The following is a 15862-nucleotide window of genomic DNA, read 5'->3' as shown; positions in this document are numbered from 1 at the left end:
GACCCCGGTCGTCGGGCGGAAGAACTACTACGGCGCACACGCTGAGTGGGCCGCGCACCTCGCCGCCCGGGTCTGGACCATCGTCGCCACCGCGGAGCGTAACGGCCGTGAACCCCTCGCGTTCCTGACCGGCTACCTGAACGCCTGCGCCACAGCCGGCGGNAAAGCNCCCGCCGGCCCCGCCCTCGAACCCTTCCTCACCTGGCAGACCANCACCCAGACCGGCAGCCCTCCCAGCACCGACCCACCCCAGGACGGCCCACCCGACGGGCCCGAGCCCTAACCCCACCCACAAGCCGAAAACCACCCGACCGGCAACACCGGCCGGGCCTTCGGCCCGCCCACCCACGCCATCACCGAACTCTTACCCTGATTCGGACACGAGCGGGACGTCCCAGAACCTCAAGAATCTCGGGGTTCCGGAGAACCGGCGCTGCACTCTCGCGCTGGCCCAACTCAACGTGGTGGTGGACGCCCAGAACGGCCGGGGCGACTTCACCGGCGGGGCCGTCGAGGGNCTGAGCCTCGTCGGCCAGATCTATTACGACGTTCTCCAGCTCATCGTCCCGGCCGACTCCAGCATTCACAGCGCGGACGATCTGTGCGGCAAGACGGTCGAAAGCGGACTGCNCGACTCGGGCACCCACCAGATCGCCACCGTGCTGTTCCGTCAGATCACCCGGGTGAAGGGAGCGGGCTGCGTCGTCCGTCCGGTGACCGGGAACCGGATAACCGAGGCGCTCCAGAAACTTCACTCCACCGGCGCGGATCACGCCGACGCGGTCCTGTGGGCGGCGGGCGCTCCCACGATGGCGGTCCAGGAATATAACGACAGCTACCAGAAGATCAAATTCGTGCCACTCGACGACTGGCAGTCGGCGATCCAGCGGGACTGGTACTCCCAGTACCTCGATGTCGGAGCCAACGTCTTCACAAGGGCCGCTATCGAGCCGGGTGACTACAACCTCATCCCGTCCCAGCCGACAGCGACCCTCGCGGTGCCGAACGGCATCGTCGCCAGTAGGTACGCCGATCCCGCGCTGGTCGAGTTCGCCGCCTGGATGATGGACGAGCACTCCGCCGAGTTCAAGGCCACCCTGTGGGCCACTCATCAGGCGCAGGCGCAGGCGCGCCGCCTCGGTTTCGCGACTCCCGGCTCCTTCATCGCGACCAACATCTGCCGGTACGTCCCGCTACATCCGGCGGCGGAGAGATACTATACACATGCGCTCGGTTATCCGACGGGATGCCCGGCCCCGACCCCCTGACCTCCGGTTCACTTGTTGACCCATCAAGAGGGTGGCCCGTAGCGTCGATCCGGGCAGGCGCCAGGCAACGGGCAGGGCGGTACCGGGCAGGGCGACGGTCGATCCGCCGTCATTGTGATGGTTGTGACGAGGGAGAACCCATGGAGAACGCAGTCATCGTCGATGGGGTACGCACGGCGTCGGGACGGGGCAAGCCGGGTGGGGCGCTGTCCGAGACCCATCCGGTGGAGCTGCTGGCCACCGTGCTGAAGGCACTGATCGCCCGTAACGACCTTGATCCGGCGCTGGTCGACGACGTCATCGCCGGGTGTGTTGACCAGGCCGGCGAGCAGGCCGTCAACATCGGGCGCACCGCGGTGCTGTCGGCCGGGTTCCCCGAGTCGGTGCCGGCCACCACGATCGACCGCCAGTGCGGCTCGAGCCAGCAGGCCGCCCATTTCGCCGCGCAGGGGGTGCTCGCCGGCGCCTACGANATCGTCATCGCCGCCGGGGTGGAGTCGATGAGCCGGGTGCCGATGGGCTCCACCACTTTCGGCAAGGACCCCAACGGCCCGAGCCTGCACGCCCGCTACCCGGAGGGCCTGGCCCACCAGGGCATCGGCGCNGAGCTCGTCAGCGCCCGATGGAAGATCAACCGGGAGGACCTGGACATCTTCTCCGCGCGGTCGCACCAGCTCGCGGCGGCCTCCGTCGCGGCGGGGGNCTTCGCCGGGGNGATCGTCCCGGTCGAGATCACCCTTCCGGACGGCACGACAGCCCAGCACACCGTGGACGAGACGGTCCGAGCGACCACGACCGTCGAGACGCTGGCGAAGCTCAAGCCGTCCTTCTACACCGAGGCGTACGCCGCCCGCTTCCCGGAGATCACCTGGAACATCACCCCGGGTAACTCCTCCCCGCTGACCGACGGCGCCTCGGCCGTCCTGATCATGAGCGAGACCAGGGCGAACAAGCTCGGCCTGCGGCCACGGGCCCGGTTCCACACGTTCGCGCTCGCCGGGGACGACCCGTTGCTCATGCTGACCGCGCCGATCCCGGCAACCCGCAAGGCGCTCAAGCGCGCCGGTCTGAGCATCGACGACATCGACGCCTTCGAGGTCAACGAGGCGTTCGCGCCCGTGCCGCTCATGTGGGCCCGCGACACCGGTGCCGACCCGGCGAAGCTCAACCCGCGCGGGGGCGCCATCGCGCTGGGCCNCCCGCTGGGCGGATCGGGCACCCGCCTGCTCACCACGATGCTCAACTACCTGGAGGCCACCGGCGGCCGTTACGGCCTGCAGACGATGTGCGAGGGCGGCGGCATGGCCAACGCCACCATCATCGAACGGCTCTGACCTCCNCCGGACGNCCTCCNCCGGCCGATCCGCCGGTATCGGCCTAGCCGGTATCGGTCCACTGGTCCGCGCCCGGTGCACCGTGGGAGCCGGCCCTCACGCCGTGAACGCGGCCACGGTGAGCTGCCGCACGGCGGGATCCCGGCATGCCTGCGTGTCCGGGCCGCTCAGCCGCAGCGCCTCGGTGTTCCCCGGCGGGTACACGCGCAGCGCGGCGACCGGCGCGGTCCCCGAGGGAGGCGTGCAGCTTTCCGCCACGCCGAGATGCAGGATGCGCAGGACCGCCGTCGCGGCACCCCCGGGCACGAGCCGCACCGGCGCGCCCGCCGGCCCCGTGTGCTCCGCCGCCGCGCCCACCTGCCGGCCGGCCGCGTCCACGAACGACACGCCGGGGAATCCGCGTACCACGCAGGGGCTGTGACCGATGTTGGTCAGGACCAGCCGTTCGTAGTCGCTGCCCGCGGTTCCCTGGCGGTCGACGCTGCTCAGAGCGAGCTGAGCGGTCCGGCACCGGGCCGCCACGGACGTCGCCGGAGCCGCCACCGCGGTGGCGGTACCCCCGCCGCCCGGGCCCGCGCCGCATCCGGCGACGAAGATCGACGTCGCGGCCAGGGCGAGTACCGCCGGAAGAGCCCTCCCACGAGACCTGTGCATGACGACCTCCTCGTCGCGCGGCGAGCCGGCTTGCCGGCAAGCCACCCGGTGATGTCACCTACTCCCTTCCCACTGCTACCCTCCGTGACACCGTCGGAGATCCGTCATACCGGGCTCCAGCGCTCTTGTTCTCATCGGCGCGTCCGGTTCCTCNCCATCGCGNCCGGCCCACGCCCGCCGATCGACCTTTCTCCAGTACCGGGCCTGCCGGGCCACGGCACCGGACTGGCTGACTGGCTGGCCGGCCGGCCCACACAGTGATCTTCTACCGAGGCCCACTCGGGGTCTGGACCGTGCGCCAACCAGAGGTCATCGTGAAACGGACGGGCTATGAAGCGCGTTGTTGCCGCGTGACGGGGTAGGCCCGCGGGCCGGGTCGTCCCGCACCGACCGGAAGGGATCATGAAAGTCTCCGAAGACGCCGGATGTAGTTCCGGCCGACCCACGCGCGAAGAAGCGCCCGCGGGGGTCGACCGATGATCGAGGCGCTTCTGTTGGTACTCAGCCTGGTGCTCGTGGCCGCCTGCGGCGTTTTCGTCGCGGCCGAGTTCGCTTTCGTCACGGTGGACCGGCCCTCGGTGGAGCGGGCCGCCGAACGCGGTGATCGGGGCGCCCGCGGGGTGCTCACCGCGCTGCGCGGTCTGTCCACCCAGCTGTCCGGCGCCCAGCTCGGGATCACCGTCACCAACCTGATGATCGGTTTTCTGGCGGAGCCCGCCATCGCACGGCTGCTCGAGGGGCCGATCACCTCGCTCGGCGCCTCGGACGGGCTCGCCCGGGCGGCGTCGGTGGCGATCGCTCTGGTCCTCGCGACGGGCCTGACGATGGTGTACGGCGAGCTGCTCCCGAAGAACCTGGCGATCGNCCATCCCCTCGGCACCGCGTTGGCGGTNCAGGCTCCCCAGCGTGCCTTCACGAAGGCCACCGGCCTGCTGATCCGCTCGCTGAACATCACGGCGAACGCGGTGCTGCACCGCCTCGGCATCTCGCCACGCGAGGAGCTGGCCTCGGCCCGTTCGGCTCAGGAGCTGTTCTCCCTCGTCGGGCGGTCCGCCGAGCACGGCACCCTCTCCCACGAGACGGCGACGCTGGTGCAGCGCTCCCTGCTGTTCGGTGACCGGACCGCCGAGGACGTCATGACACCCCGGATGCGCATGCGCACCATCCACGCCGACGAACCGGTCAGCGAGGTCATCACCCTCACCCGGCGCACCGGGCACTCCCGCTTCCCGGTACTCGGCACGGACAGCGACGACGTCGTGGGCCTCATCCACGTGAAGAACGCGGTCGCCGNCCCCGAAGACGCCCGGGACCATNCCCCGGTACGCGACGTGATGGTCCCGCCGGTGACCGTGCCCTCGACGATCCTGCTCGACCCCCTGCTGGAGACACTGCGTGCCGGCGGCATGCAGATAGCGATCGTGGTTGACGAGTTCGGCGGCACCGACGGGCTGGTCACCGCCGAGGACCTCATCGAGGAGATCGTCGGCGACGTCGTCGACGAACACGACCGGGTCAGCCCGCGCGCCCTGCGCCGGCGGGACGGCAGCTGGCTGCTCTCCGGCCTGCTGCGCCCGGAGGAGGCCCGCAACGTCACGGGGATCGACATCCCCGCGGACGACACCTACCAGACCCTGGGCGGTCTGATGGCCCGGGCGCTGGGACGCATCCCCCGGGCGGGCGACACGGCGGCCGTGGAGGGCGTGCGGTACACCGTCGAGCGGATGGACGGCCGGCGGGTCGACCGGATCCGTCTGGGCCCGATCGCACCGACGGACGCCACGCCGGAGACGGATGCGGATCCACCGGTCGCGGACCCCGCGGATCGCCGCCCCGGCGCAGACCCGGCAGACCCCGCAGACCCGGCAGACCCGGCAGACCCGGCCGCCGAGGGGGCCGAGGGGGCCGAGGAGGCCGAGACCGCCTCGGCCGGAAGGGCGGGGTGGGGATGACCGACCTGCTGGCGATCGTCGCCACCGTCGTCCTGCTGGCGCTGAACGCGCTGTTCGTCGGGGCCGAGTTCGCGCTGATCTCGGCCCGGCGGTCGAACTTGGAGCCGATGGCCGAGGCGGGCTCACGACTGGCAAAGATCACCCTTGGGGCGATGGAGAACGTCTCGTTGATGCTCGCCGGGGCGCAGCTTGGCGTCACCGTCTGCACCCTGGGCCTCGGCGCTCTCGGGGAACCGGCGGTCGCGCATCTGCTCCGCGGGCCGTTCGAGGCGGCCGGGATGCCCTCCGCCCTGCTGCACCCGGTGGCCTTCGCCATCGCGCTGGGCCTGGTGACCTTCCTGCACGTGGTCGTCGGCGAGATGGTCCCGAAGAACATCGCGCTGGCGATGCCGGAGCGTGCGGTCCTGCTGCTCGCCCCGCTCCTGGTCGGAGTCGTCCGAGGCGGCAAGCCGGTCATCGCGCTGCTCAACACGATCGCGGCCGTGTCGTTGCGGCTCGTCGGTGTCGAACCGAAGGACGAGATCGCGAGCGTCTTCACCCGCGACGAGGTCGCCGGACTCATCGAGGAGTCGCATCGGGAGGGTCTGCTCGCCGAGGACGAGCACGACCTGCTGACCGGGGCGCTGTCGTTCGAGGAACGCACCGCGCGTGCCGTCCTGCTCCCGCCGGACGGGCTGGTCACCGTGTCCCCGGCGGTCACTCCCCGGCAGGTCGAACAGCTCGCCGCGCGCACCGGATTCACCCGCTTCCCGGTGCGGGACCCCGAGGGCGGGCTGATCGGCTACCTGCACCTCAAGGACGTGCTGGAGACCCGGCCGGAGCGGCGGTCCAGCTCGGTCGCGGCCAAGTGGATCCGGCCGCTGGCCCGGGTCGGCGCCGACGACAACCTGCGGACGGCACTGGCGACAATGCAGCACTCCGGCGCGCATCTGGCCAGGGTCACCGACGCCGACGGTACGGTCCTCGGGCTCGTCGCGCTGGAGGACATCCTGGAGGAGCTGGTCGGGGAGANCCGCGACGACGCCGTTCGCACGGCCGTGGTCCCCACCCACCAGCCCGCCTGAACCGTCCGGTCCCGTATCTCCCGTATCTCCCCGGCTACCTTGCCTATCCAGGCCTATCCAGAGGCTTTTGTGCCTGATTTATCCCTCTGGATAGGCAAGGTGGGGATCAGCGGCGGGGGTCCCGGGCGACGATGACCGCCATCGACGGCGCCCACCAGTAGCTGCAGTCCGCCGGCGGCTGCAGGCCGTCAACGACGCGCACGCTGAAGGTGCGGAAGTAGCGGAGCAGGGCCCGCTGATGCCGCCGGGACACCGAGTCGATCTCGTTCGAGTAGNAGGTGAACGAACCGCCGTCGGCCAGGTGGTCGGCGGCGTGCGCGAAGAAGTGCTCGGCGAAGGTGGAACTGCGCACGAAGTACTCGTCGACCTCGGTCTCGTCAAGGGGGTAGGTGTCAAAGAGGATGCCGTCGAACCGGCCGAGGCCGGGCATGGTCTCCTGCCAACGCCCGGTGACGATCTCCACCCCGCGGCGCCCCGCGGGGCGGGCCCACTGCTCGGCGACGCGCACCGTGGCCGGGTTCGCCTCGATGATCGTGTGCCGGGCCGGACCGATCTCCTGGACGAACCCGGCGGACAGGCCCAGGCCGAACCCGACCTCGAGGACGGTACCGCCCGGCCGGGTCACCTCGGCGGCCAGCGCCCGCATCAACGGCGCCTCCCAGGTCTGCATCACCTCCTGGCCGGAGACGAGCAGCGTGCCGTCGACCACCGCGGGGACCGCCGCGTCGATGGCTGTGTCGATCGTCGGACGAGGCGCCCCGGCCACCATCGTGCCGGCCGTCTCATCCAGCGCGCTGAGATCGGCGACGAACTCGTCAAGGGCCCGGTCGAGCAGCAACCGCCGTGGCTCCTCGGAGACCGGGGCGAGCAGGGAGCGCGAGGTCGGGGTCAGTGTCACGTCGAACTTCGCCGCACNGCGGAGCACAGGACCTCCCAGATCATGCATCTTTGCCGGTATTGCGCTATGTTCCATCCATACTGGTTCTGTCCATACTGCGATCTTCCATCCCTTACTGCGATACTCGGCCTGTGCNCCCGCNCCCGTCCAGGCATCCGCCATATCTGAGAGGGTCGCCGGTCTCGGCGCACCTTGGGAGCGGGGCACGGTGACGGGGACGACGCCACCTCCGCTGCCCGGCGACGCCGTGCGCCCGCTTCAGCTGACCGATCCGCGGCGGCTCGGGGTCTACCAGGTGATCGGCCGGCTCGGGCAGGGCGGCATGGGCACCGTCTTCCTCGGCCGGGCACCCGACGGAAGCGCCGTCGCGATCAAGATGATCAGGCCGGAGCTCGCGCAACGGCCCGAATTCCGCGCCCGGTTTGCCCGCGAGGCCGAGAGTGCTCGTCGGGTCCGCCGGTTCACCACGGCCGCCGTGCTGGACGCTGATCCGTACGGGCCCCAGCCCTATCTCGTGACCGAGTTCGTCGAGGGTCCGACGCTGTCGAGGCGCGTCTCCGTACGGGGGCCGCTGCGGCCCGCCGATCTCGAACAGCTCGNGGTCAGCGTGACGACCGCCCTGAGCGCCATCCACGCGGCCGGGATCGTGCACCGCGACCTCACCCCCGGCAACGTCCTGCTGTCCCCGGTCGGCCCCAAGGTGATCGACTTCGGCCTGGCCCGCGAGTTCAACGCGGACACCGACCTGAGCCACAACGTCCGGCACGCCATCGGTACGCCCGGTTACATGTCCCCGGAGCAGATCCTCGACGCACCGATCACCTCGGCGGTCGACATCTTCGCCTGGGGCGCCGTCATAATCTTCGCCGCCACCGGGCACGCGCCGTTCGGCACCGGTCGCATCGACGCCATTCTCTACCGCATCGTCAACGAGCCGCCGCGGCTCGACGGAGTTGGCGGCGAGTTGCGCAACCTCGTCGAGATCGCGATGGCGAAGGACCCGGCGGCCCGGCCGAGCGCGGAGGAGCTGCGGACGGCGCTGATCGGCGGGGGNACCCTCCCCGCACGCCCGGAGCCCGGCTCCATACCGTCCGGACCGCCCGGCGCCGGGCCCACCGGACGTGCCCGCCGCTGGGCTCGGCGCCGGCCGTCAGGCGCCGCGGGGTCGGCGCCCAGGTCGGAGCCGCCGCCCCGCGGCACGGGCAGCACCGGCAGCACCGGCAGCACCGGCGGTACCGCCGCGAACGTGGCGGACATGCCCGTCACCCAGCTGTCCCCGCCGCCTGTCGCCTCGCCGCCGCCGATCCCAGCCCGGACCCCGCCGCCGATACCGGCCCGGACCTCCCCGCCGCGTGGACAGCCCGGGTCGGTACCCCCGCATCCAGCAGGAACCCCACACCCGCCGGCACCCAGCCCATCACCACCGGCCCCATCACCACCGGCCCCATCCAGGCTGCGGTGGTCTCGGACGGCACTGCTCGTCGCCGGACTCGCCATCGCGATCACCGCCGCAACGGTGCTGATCATCGTGCCGCGCGGCGGTGGCCCGTCGCCGGTGTCGGCGGCCGACCGCGCGTCCATCTCGTCGCGCCTGGCCGCGGACGCGGCGGCCCAGCGGGCCCGGCAACCGGACCTGGCCGGCCGGCTGAGCCTCGCGGCCTACCGGATCGCCCCGACGGAGGCCGCGCGCGCGGCCGTCCTCGCGTCCTTCGCCCAGTCCNCCGCCGCGCGGATCCCCGCCGGCCCCGCGGCCTTCTCCGACATCGCGCTCAGCCCGGACGGCACGACCCTCGCCGGCACCGACGACACCGGCAGCCTCCACCTCTGGAAGGTCGACGCTGCCGGCCGGCCCACCGCCACCACCGGGGGCTCCGCGAACGACCATGCGCACGGCGTCGTGTTCGACCGCTCGGGCACCCGACTCGCGACGGGTGGGGAGACCGACGCCGGCCGGCTATGGGACATCGCCGATCCGGCGCGCCCCCGGCCGCTCAGCACGCTCGACCCCCAGGCCACGCCGGTCCATCGGCTCGCGTTGTCGAGCAGCGCGCATCTGCTCGTCACCGCCGGCGAGGACTGGTCGGTGGGGCTGTGGGACGTCGCCGACCCGGCGCGGCCCGTCTCGATCCAGTTGCTGATCGGCCGCGCCGGGCCGGTGACGGATGTGGCACTGCGGCCGGACGGCGCCGTCCTCGCCATCGCCGGCGCCGGCGGCCCCGTGCAACTGTGGAACGTCCGCGACCCCCGCAGGCCCGTCCAGACGGCCTCGGTGCCCGGCCACACCGGTGCGGTGAACACCGTCGCGTNCAGTCCGGACGGACGGCGGCTGGCCACCGGCGGCGACGACCGGATCCTGCAGGTCTCCGACGTCGGCGATCCCGACCATCCGCGGGTCCTGCGCCGGCTGTCCGGCCACACCGCCCCCGTCGCCGCCGTCGCCTTCACCACCGACGATCATCTGGTGAGCGCGGACGGCGGTGGCGCGGTCGCCTACTGGGACCTCTCCGCCCCCACACCCCCGATGACCCCCCTGGGCGTCCTGGACGCACCCGCCCGGGCGGTGGCCGGGACCGGCACCGAGACCGTCGCGCTGACCACCGACAAGGGGTCGGTCCTCCTCGGGACGCTCGACCCGGCCAGGCTGCGCCGGCTGGCCTGCGCCAAGCCGGGCGCGGCCCTGAGCCCGGCCGAATGGAGCCGGCTCGTTCCCCGCCTCCCCTACACCGACTCCTGCTCCGGTTAGGACCGCTCCCCGGTCCGGTTAAGGCCCGTTCTCCCGCTCCGGTGCGGACCGCTCCCCGGCGCCGTCCGGCACGTCACGCCCCGGGGCCCGGCGACGCCGACAGCCGAGCTCACCCGCACGCCCGGTCCTCACCCGCGGCCGCTCGCCGGTGACCGCCCCCGCACGCGGGGGCGGTCGGGGGCGGGGGCGGCTAGGCCGGTACGGGTCCCACGCCGGCCGTCAGGCTCGCGAGCTTGGCGACGTTCTCCCCGACCGTGTCGTCGTTGCGGGGGACGTAGTGCGCGTCGAAGGCGATCTTCCGGCCGTTCGCCAGGTAGTAGCGCAGGAAGGCGGCGGTCGCTGGCCGGCGCAGGGCGTCCGTGCGGGCGTAGACGAACAGCGGCTTGCACAGCGGCAGGTAGAGGCCGGTACCGACCGACACGGCGTTCGGCGCGACGCACCCGTCACCATTGTTGATTTCGACACCGCGCAGCTTGGTGCCGAAGGTCTCGTAGGTGGGGAAGTCGAGGTAGCCGATGGCCGAGCGGTCGGCGGCCACGTCGTTGGCGACCCCGCTGAGATCGGTCTGCCGGTAGTCGCGGGACCGGTCACTGGCGTCACTGATCGTGGCGTTGAACACCTGCGCCTGCACGGAGCCGCGCGGCGGCCCGACAAACGTGATCGGCTCGTCCGGGAACGACGGGTCGATCTGGCTCCACCGGGTGACGGCGGAACCGGCCCCCCACACCTGCTTGACCTGCTGCAGGGTCAGACAGTGCAGCCAGGTGTTCCGCGGGTTGACCACGATCGGCAGGGTGTGGTGCGCCACCTCGAACCCGACGACCTTCTTCTCGCAGTCGGGGTTCTTGATGAACCCGGGATTGAGTTCGAACGAGGCGTCGGCGATGTCGGCCTTGCCGCTGCACAGCGCGGCGAAACCGTCCTCGGTCGTCGTGGACTCGATGCTGACGGTGACGTTGCGCTGGACCTGACGAAATTCGTTATAGGCGGTCTCGGTAATCGGGGCGACCTCCGAGGATCCCGCCACCCGGACGAGGTTCGCGGCGGAGGCGGGTGGCCCGGTCGGGCCGGTGGCGGATGGGGCCGGCGACGCGGTGACCGCCGGGGCGGCCACCGCATCCGCCCCGGAGCCCGCCCCGGAGTCACGGCCGGTCAGCACCACGGCGAAGGTCGTCCCGAGAGCCAGGAAGAGGACCACGACAATGGCGGCGACGACCGCGGCCCGCCGGGAGCCGAAGATTCCCCGGCCGTCCCCGGCGGAGGCACCGTGCGGGCCGCCCACACCGCCCGTCGAGAAGTCCGAGGGCAGGTCGAGCTTCCCCGGCGGCCCGAGCAGAACGTGGTCCCGATCGGCGCCCACCGTCATGAGGCCGGGTGGGATCCGGTGACCGGACGTGTCGGACGGGCCCGGCCCGCCGACGACGATCCCCGGCGGCGGGGAATCCGCCGCGCCACCCGAGGAGATCATCGTGTCGTCCCCGGCGCCCAAGCCGTGCGGCGCGGAGCCGTCCGGGCCGCTGAGCACCGTCGCCGCGGCCGTCACGCCGTCCGCCTCCGGCACGCCTCGGATCCCGGCCGGACCCGCCGCGCCCGCGAACCCCCTCGGCCCGGACAGCCCCCTCGGCCCGGACAGGAAGGGCGGCCGCGAGACCAGGTCCGCGGCGTCCGGCGGCCGGATCACCGCGGTGACGTCGGAGGGTTCCTGAGCAGAGGGTTCCTGGGCGTCACCGACCTCGCCCGACGCGCCGAAACCGCCGGCGGTCACCGCCCCGACGGCTCCAAAGGCCGCGGGCGCACCCGGAACACCCGGAACACCCGGAACACCCGGAACACCCGGAACACCCGGTGCACTCCCGGCGCCGACGGCGCCGAACCGGTCAGCGAGGTCGGCGGCGAGCAGTGCCGCGCCCATCGCCACATCCGCGTCCGAACCGTGGTCGATCCGGCCGATCCCGCTGAAGGTCTCCCGCAGCCGGCGGGCCACCAGCGGAAGGTGGGAGATCCCGCCGGACAACAGGATCCGGGACAGCTCGGCGGAGGTCACCGGCACCGAGCGGAGCGCCCGGCGAAAGGTCATGATTGTGTCATCGACAATCGGGCCGATGAGGGTCTCCAGCTCCGCCCGGCTCAGCGTGACGAAGGTATCGGCTCCGGGAAGGGAGACCGGAACGTCANCCTCGTCCTCACCGGAAAGGATCTCCTTCGCCTGCGCGCATTCCCGCCGCAGCCTGCCGAGCGCGGTCCGGATCATCGGGTCGGAACGGTCGAGCGCCGCACGCTCGACACCCGCGCCGGTCAGCACCCGGTCGACCAGGAGCTCGTCGAGCTCGAGGCCGGCGCCGTGGCGCAGACCCGCGGCCAAGCCGAGCAGCTGGAACCCGAACGGCGAGAAGGACAGGATCCCCGTGTCGAGGAAGCCGGCGCCGAAGTCGTACCATCCGACCAACTCGACGGTCTGGGTCGAGGAGCCGTGAGACAGCAGGGTTCCGATCGCGTCGGCGGCCGGGAACGCCGCGACGGGCACCGTGACATCGGAGAGCTGGCTCACGGCGTCCGCGAACACCTCGCGCCGGGCCGCCGACCAGAACGTCGGGAACGTCACGACGACCTGGTCCGGTTCCGACCCGAGCTGCTCGGTGGCGGCCGTGACGAGGTAGGACACCAACCGGGCAATCAGCCCCTCCCGGCTGTAGGCGGCACCCCCGAGCAGAACGGGACCGCTGTCCCCGAGCGGGCGCAGGAGGTCGGTTGCGGCACGCTCGGGGTCGACCAGCGACCGGCGGTCCGCCGAGCGCGCGAACTGCAGGCCACCGGCCGGGGCGGCGTAGATCACCGACGGCAGGCGACGCTGACCGCTCAGTTCGAGCACGCGGGGCCAGCCTCCGTCCGCCACCCCGACGATCGTGTTCGCGGACCCGAGGTCGATACCCAGCTGATAGCTCACCGCGTCTCCCGAAACCCACGCGATCATCACGGCGACCGGAGCCACGGTACTCCGCTCGGCCGCCGGAGATCCTTCCACTCCCGTTACCACGATCATCGTAGACGTTTGACCAGGCAATATTTGTGTCCGGGAGCGGACAAAATATTTCCGGCTCCCGTTGAGCCGGTGAGCAGGTCCCTGAGTTGCCGAATGGTGCCGGACGGTGCCGAATGGTGCCGAGCCCCGGCCCGACCGGCCTGCCGTGGGCGGAACTGTGGAGGGTTAGGCACAGTCCAGCGGCCGTGGGCCGTTCCTAACCCTCCANACTTTTCCGTCGTGGCTTTCCGTCGCGGCTTTCCGCGGCGTCGGAGGGTGCCGCGGCCCGGCCCTCGTGGGCGGCCAGGCCATCATGCGCGGCGAGGATGGCGTCGGCGGCCAGGCTNGGGGGGAGGGTGCCGTCGCGGACCCGCCGTTCAAGGTCCGGAGTGATCTCGCGGACCCCCGGATCGGCCCGCAGGCCCGCGAGCAGCCGATCGTGGACCATCGCCCACATCCAGTNGACCTGCTGGCGGCGGCGGCGGGCGGCGAGTTCGCCGGAGGCGTCGAGGGTGTCCTGATGNTTGACGATCTGCGCCCAGACAGTGTCCAGCCCCGTCCGCTCCACCGCGCTGCACGTCAGCACCGGGGTGTTCCAGTCCCGGAGACCGGCGGGGCCCTGCAGCAGCCGCAGCGCGCCGGCGAGTTCCCGGGCGGCACGGCGGGCGTCGAGCTCGTGCGGCCCGTCGGCCTTGTTCACCGCGATGACGTCGGCGAGCTCCAGCACCCCCTTCTTGATGCCCTGGAGCTGATCCCCCGTGCGGGCCAGGGTCAGGAACAGGAAGGTGTCGACCATGTCGGCGACGGTCGTCTCCGACTGGCCGACGCCGACCGTCTCGACCAGGACAACGTCGTAGCCCGCCGCCTCCATGACGACCATCGCCTCGCGGGTCGCCTTGGCGACGCCACCGAGCGTCCCCGCGGTGGGCGAGGGCCGGATGAACGCCGCCGGATCGGTGGACAGCGCCGCCATCCGGGTCTTGTCCCCCAGGATGCTGCCGCCGGTACGCGTCGAGGAGGGGTCGACGGCGAGCACCGCCACCTGGTTTCCCTTCCCGGTGAGCATGGTGCCCAGCGCGTCGATGAACGTCGACTTGCCCACCCCGGGCACCCCGGTGATGCCGATCCGACGGGCCTTGCCCGCGTGCGGCAGCAACGTCACCAGCAGCTGCTGCGCGAGCTCCTGGTGGTCGGGCCTGGTGGACTCGACGAGGGTGATGGCCCGCGCGATCCAGGTCCGCGACGAGGCCAGCACCCCGTCGGCGTACTCACCCGGATCGATCGGTCGTCGGGTCACCATGCCGGATACCATGCCGGATCTGCCGTCACTCGGGGCGGGTCAGGCCGCGGGGNGAGCGGGGNGAGCGGGGNGACCGAGCTGGGCCGACAGGGTCGCGAGCAGGTCCAGCGCGGCGTCGGCGATGACCGTGCCGGGCGGGAAGATCGCGGCGGCGCCGGCGGCCCGCAGCTCGTCGAAGTCGCCGGGAGGGATGACCCCGCCGACCACGATGAGGATGTCGGGCCGATCGAGCGCGGCGAGCTCCTCGCGCAGCGCGGGCACCAGGGTGAGGTGGCCGGCGGCCAGCGAGTTGACGCCGATGATCTGGACGTCCGCCTCGACGGCCTGGCGGGCGACCTCGGCCGGGGTCTGGAACAGCGGGCCGACGTCCACGTCGAAGCCGAGGTCGGCGAACGCGGTGGCGATCACCTTCTGGCCGCGGTCGTGACCGTCCTGGCCCATCTTCGCGACCAGGATCCGGGGCCGGCGACCCTCGGCGCGTTCGAAGGCGGCGGCGGCCTCGCGGGCGGCGACGATGTTACCGGCGGGTCCCGCCTCGTCCCGGTACACCCCGGAAATGGTACGGATCTGGCCCGCGTGACGCCCGTAGACCTTCTCCAGCGCGTCGGAGATCTCCCCGACCGTCGCCTGAGCCCGGGCCGCGTCGACGGCGAGCGTCAGCAGGTTCTGCTCCAGCCCGGGGCCGCGGCGCCCGNCGCGGGCCGCGTCGGCCGCCGCGGTCAGGGCGTGCAGCGCCGCCTCCACCGCGGCCGGGTCACGGTCGGCGCGCAGCCGGCGCAGCTTCTCGATCTGCTCGGCGCGCACCGCCGAGTTGTCGACCTTGAGCACCTCGATGCCCTCGTCCGCGTCGACGCGGTACTTGTTCACTCCGATCAGCGGCTGGCGGCCGGAGTCGATGCGGGCCTGGGTGCGGGCGGCGGCCTCCTCGATACGCATCTTCGGGATCCCAGCGTCGATGGCCTGCGCCATGCCGCCCGAGGCCTCGACCTCGTCGATGTGCTCCCAGGCCCGGCGGGCCAGGTCGTGGGTGAGCCGCTCGACGTAGTAGCTGCCGCCCCACGGGTCGATCACCCGGGTGGTGCCGGACTCCTGCTGCAGCAGCAGCTGGGTGTTGCGGGCAATACGGGCCGAGAAGTCCGTCGGCAGGGCCAGCGCCTCGTCGAGGGCGTTGGTGTGCAGCGACTGGGTGTGCCCCTGGGTGGCGGCCATCGCCTCCACGCAGGTGCGCACCACGTTGTTGAACACGTCCTGGGCGGTCAGCGACCAACCCGAGGTCTGCGAGTGGGTCCGCAGCGACAGCGACTTGGCGCTCTTCGGGGTGAACTGGTTGACCAGCCGCGACCACAGCAGCCGGGCCGCGCGCAGCTTGGCGACCTCCATGAAGAAGTTCATGCCGATCGCCCAGAAGAACGACAGCCTTGGTGCGAACGCATCGATGTCCAGCCCCGCGCCCAGCCCTGCCCGGATGTACTCGACCCCGTCGGCCAGGGTGTAGGCGAGCTCCAGATCGGCCGTCGCCCCGGCCTCCTGCATGTGGTAGCCGGAGATCGAGATCGAGTTGAACCGCGGCATCCGCCGCGAGGTGAAGGAGAAGATGTCCGAGATGATCTGCATCGACGGCTGCGGCGGG

Annotated in this window: 9 protein-coding genes and 2 pseudogenes; 6 read left to right on the top strand and 5 right to left on the bottom strand. The window is 72.0% G+C overall.

Annotated elements, in window-relative coordinates:
• The 3 genes and pseudogenes from CED_RS09820 to CED_RS09810 form a co-directional block, all read left to right on the top strand.
• Positions 1–283, top strand: a pseudogene (locus CED_RS09820) (IS66 family transposase); the annotation flags it as partial.
• Between the two features lie 109 nt (positions 284–392).
• A pseudogene (locus CED_RS09815) lies at positions 393–1268 on the top strand (TAXI family TRAP transporter solute-binding subunit); the annotation flags it as partial.
• A gap of 140 nt (positions 1269–1408) precedes the next feature.
• Positions 1409–2602 carry an acetyl-CoA C-acyltransferase gene (locus CED_RS09810; protein ID WP_035909994.1) on the top strand — a complete coding sequence of 398 codons (1194 nt, stop codon included), beginning with the start codon at positions 1409–1411 and terminating at the stop codon, positions 2600–2602.
• 96 nt (positions 2603–2698) lie between these two features.
• On the opposite strand, the gene CED_RS09805 is transcribed toward CED_RS09810, so the two are convergent.
• Complete coding sequence (locus CED_RS09805) at positions 2699–3256, bottom strand: DUF4232 domain-containing protein (RefSeq protein ID WP_011437383.1); 558 nt, start codon at positions 3254–3256, stop codon at positions 2699–2701.
• 476 nt (positions 3257–3732) lie between these two features.
• Here CED_RS09805 and CED_RS09800 point away from each other — a divergent pair, with 476 nt between their 5' ends.
• Positions 3733–5208, top strand: coding sequence for a hemolysin family protein (locus tag CED_RS09800; RefSeq protein WP_035909992.1), 1476 nt, complete (start codon positions 3733–3735; stop codon positions 5206–5208).
• Complete coding sequence (locus tag CED_RS09795; RefSeq protein WP_035910019.1) at positions 5205–6272, top strand: hemolysin family protein; 1068 nt, start codon at positions 5205–5207, stop codon at positions 6270–6272. Before CED_RS09800 ends, CED_RS09795 begins: the two co-directional genes overlap by 4 nt.
• 106 nt (positions 6273–6378) lie before the next feature.
• Here CED_RS09795 and CED_RS09790 read toward each other — a convergent pair whose 3' ends face one another.
• The gene (locus tag CED_RS09790; RefSeq protein ID WP_035909991.1) at positions 6379–7197 is read right to left on the bottom strand and encodes a class I SAM-dependent methyltransferase; all 819 of its coding nucleotides are present in this window, start codon (positions 7195–7197) and stop codon (positions 6379–6381) included.
• A gap of 181 nt (positions 7198–7378) precedes the next feature.
• On the opposite strand from CED_RS09790, the gene CED_RS09785 reads away from it, so the two are divergent.
• Entirely contained in the window at positions 7379–9913 is a 2535-nt protein-coding gene (locus CED_RS09785) for a WD40 repeat domain-containing serine/threonine protein kinase (protein ID WP_035909990.1), read from the top strand.
• Between the two features lie 190 nt (positions 9914–10103).
• Here the strand turns inward: CED_RS09785 and CED_RS09780 are convergent, their stop codons facing one another.
• The 3 genes from CED_RS09780 to scpA all read right to left on the bottom strand — a co-directional run.
• Complete coding sequence (locus CED_RS09780; RefSeq protein WP_035910018.1) at positions 10104–12857, bottom strand: Hsp70 family protein; 2754 nt, start codon at positions 12855–12857, stop codon at positions 10104–10106.
• Between the two features lie 292 nt (positions 12858–13149).
• Complete coding sequence (meaB, locus tag CED_RS09775; RefSeq protein ID WP_051868743.1) at positions 13150–14232, bottom strand: methylmalonyl Co-A mutase-associated GTPase MeaB; 1083 nt, start codon at positions 14230–14232, stop codon at positions 13150–13152.
• Between the two features lie 39 nt (positions 14233–14271).
• On the bottom strand, positions 14272–15862 hold a 1591-nt coding region (scpA, locus tag CED_RS09770; RefSeq protein WP_235186997.1), incomplete at its 5' end, for a methylmalonyl-CoA mutase.

The organism is Frankia sp. CeD (assembly GCF_000732115.1).
GTDB classification, from domain to species: domain Bacteria; phylum Actinomycetota; class Actinomycetes; order Frankiales; family Frankiaceae; genus Frankia; species Frankia casuarinae.
The sequence above is the reverse complement of the archived record's forward strand: the minus strand, read 5'-3'. Positions and strand labels throughout refer to the sequence as shown.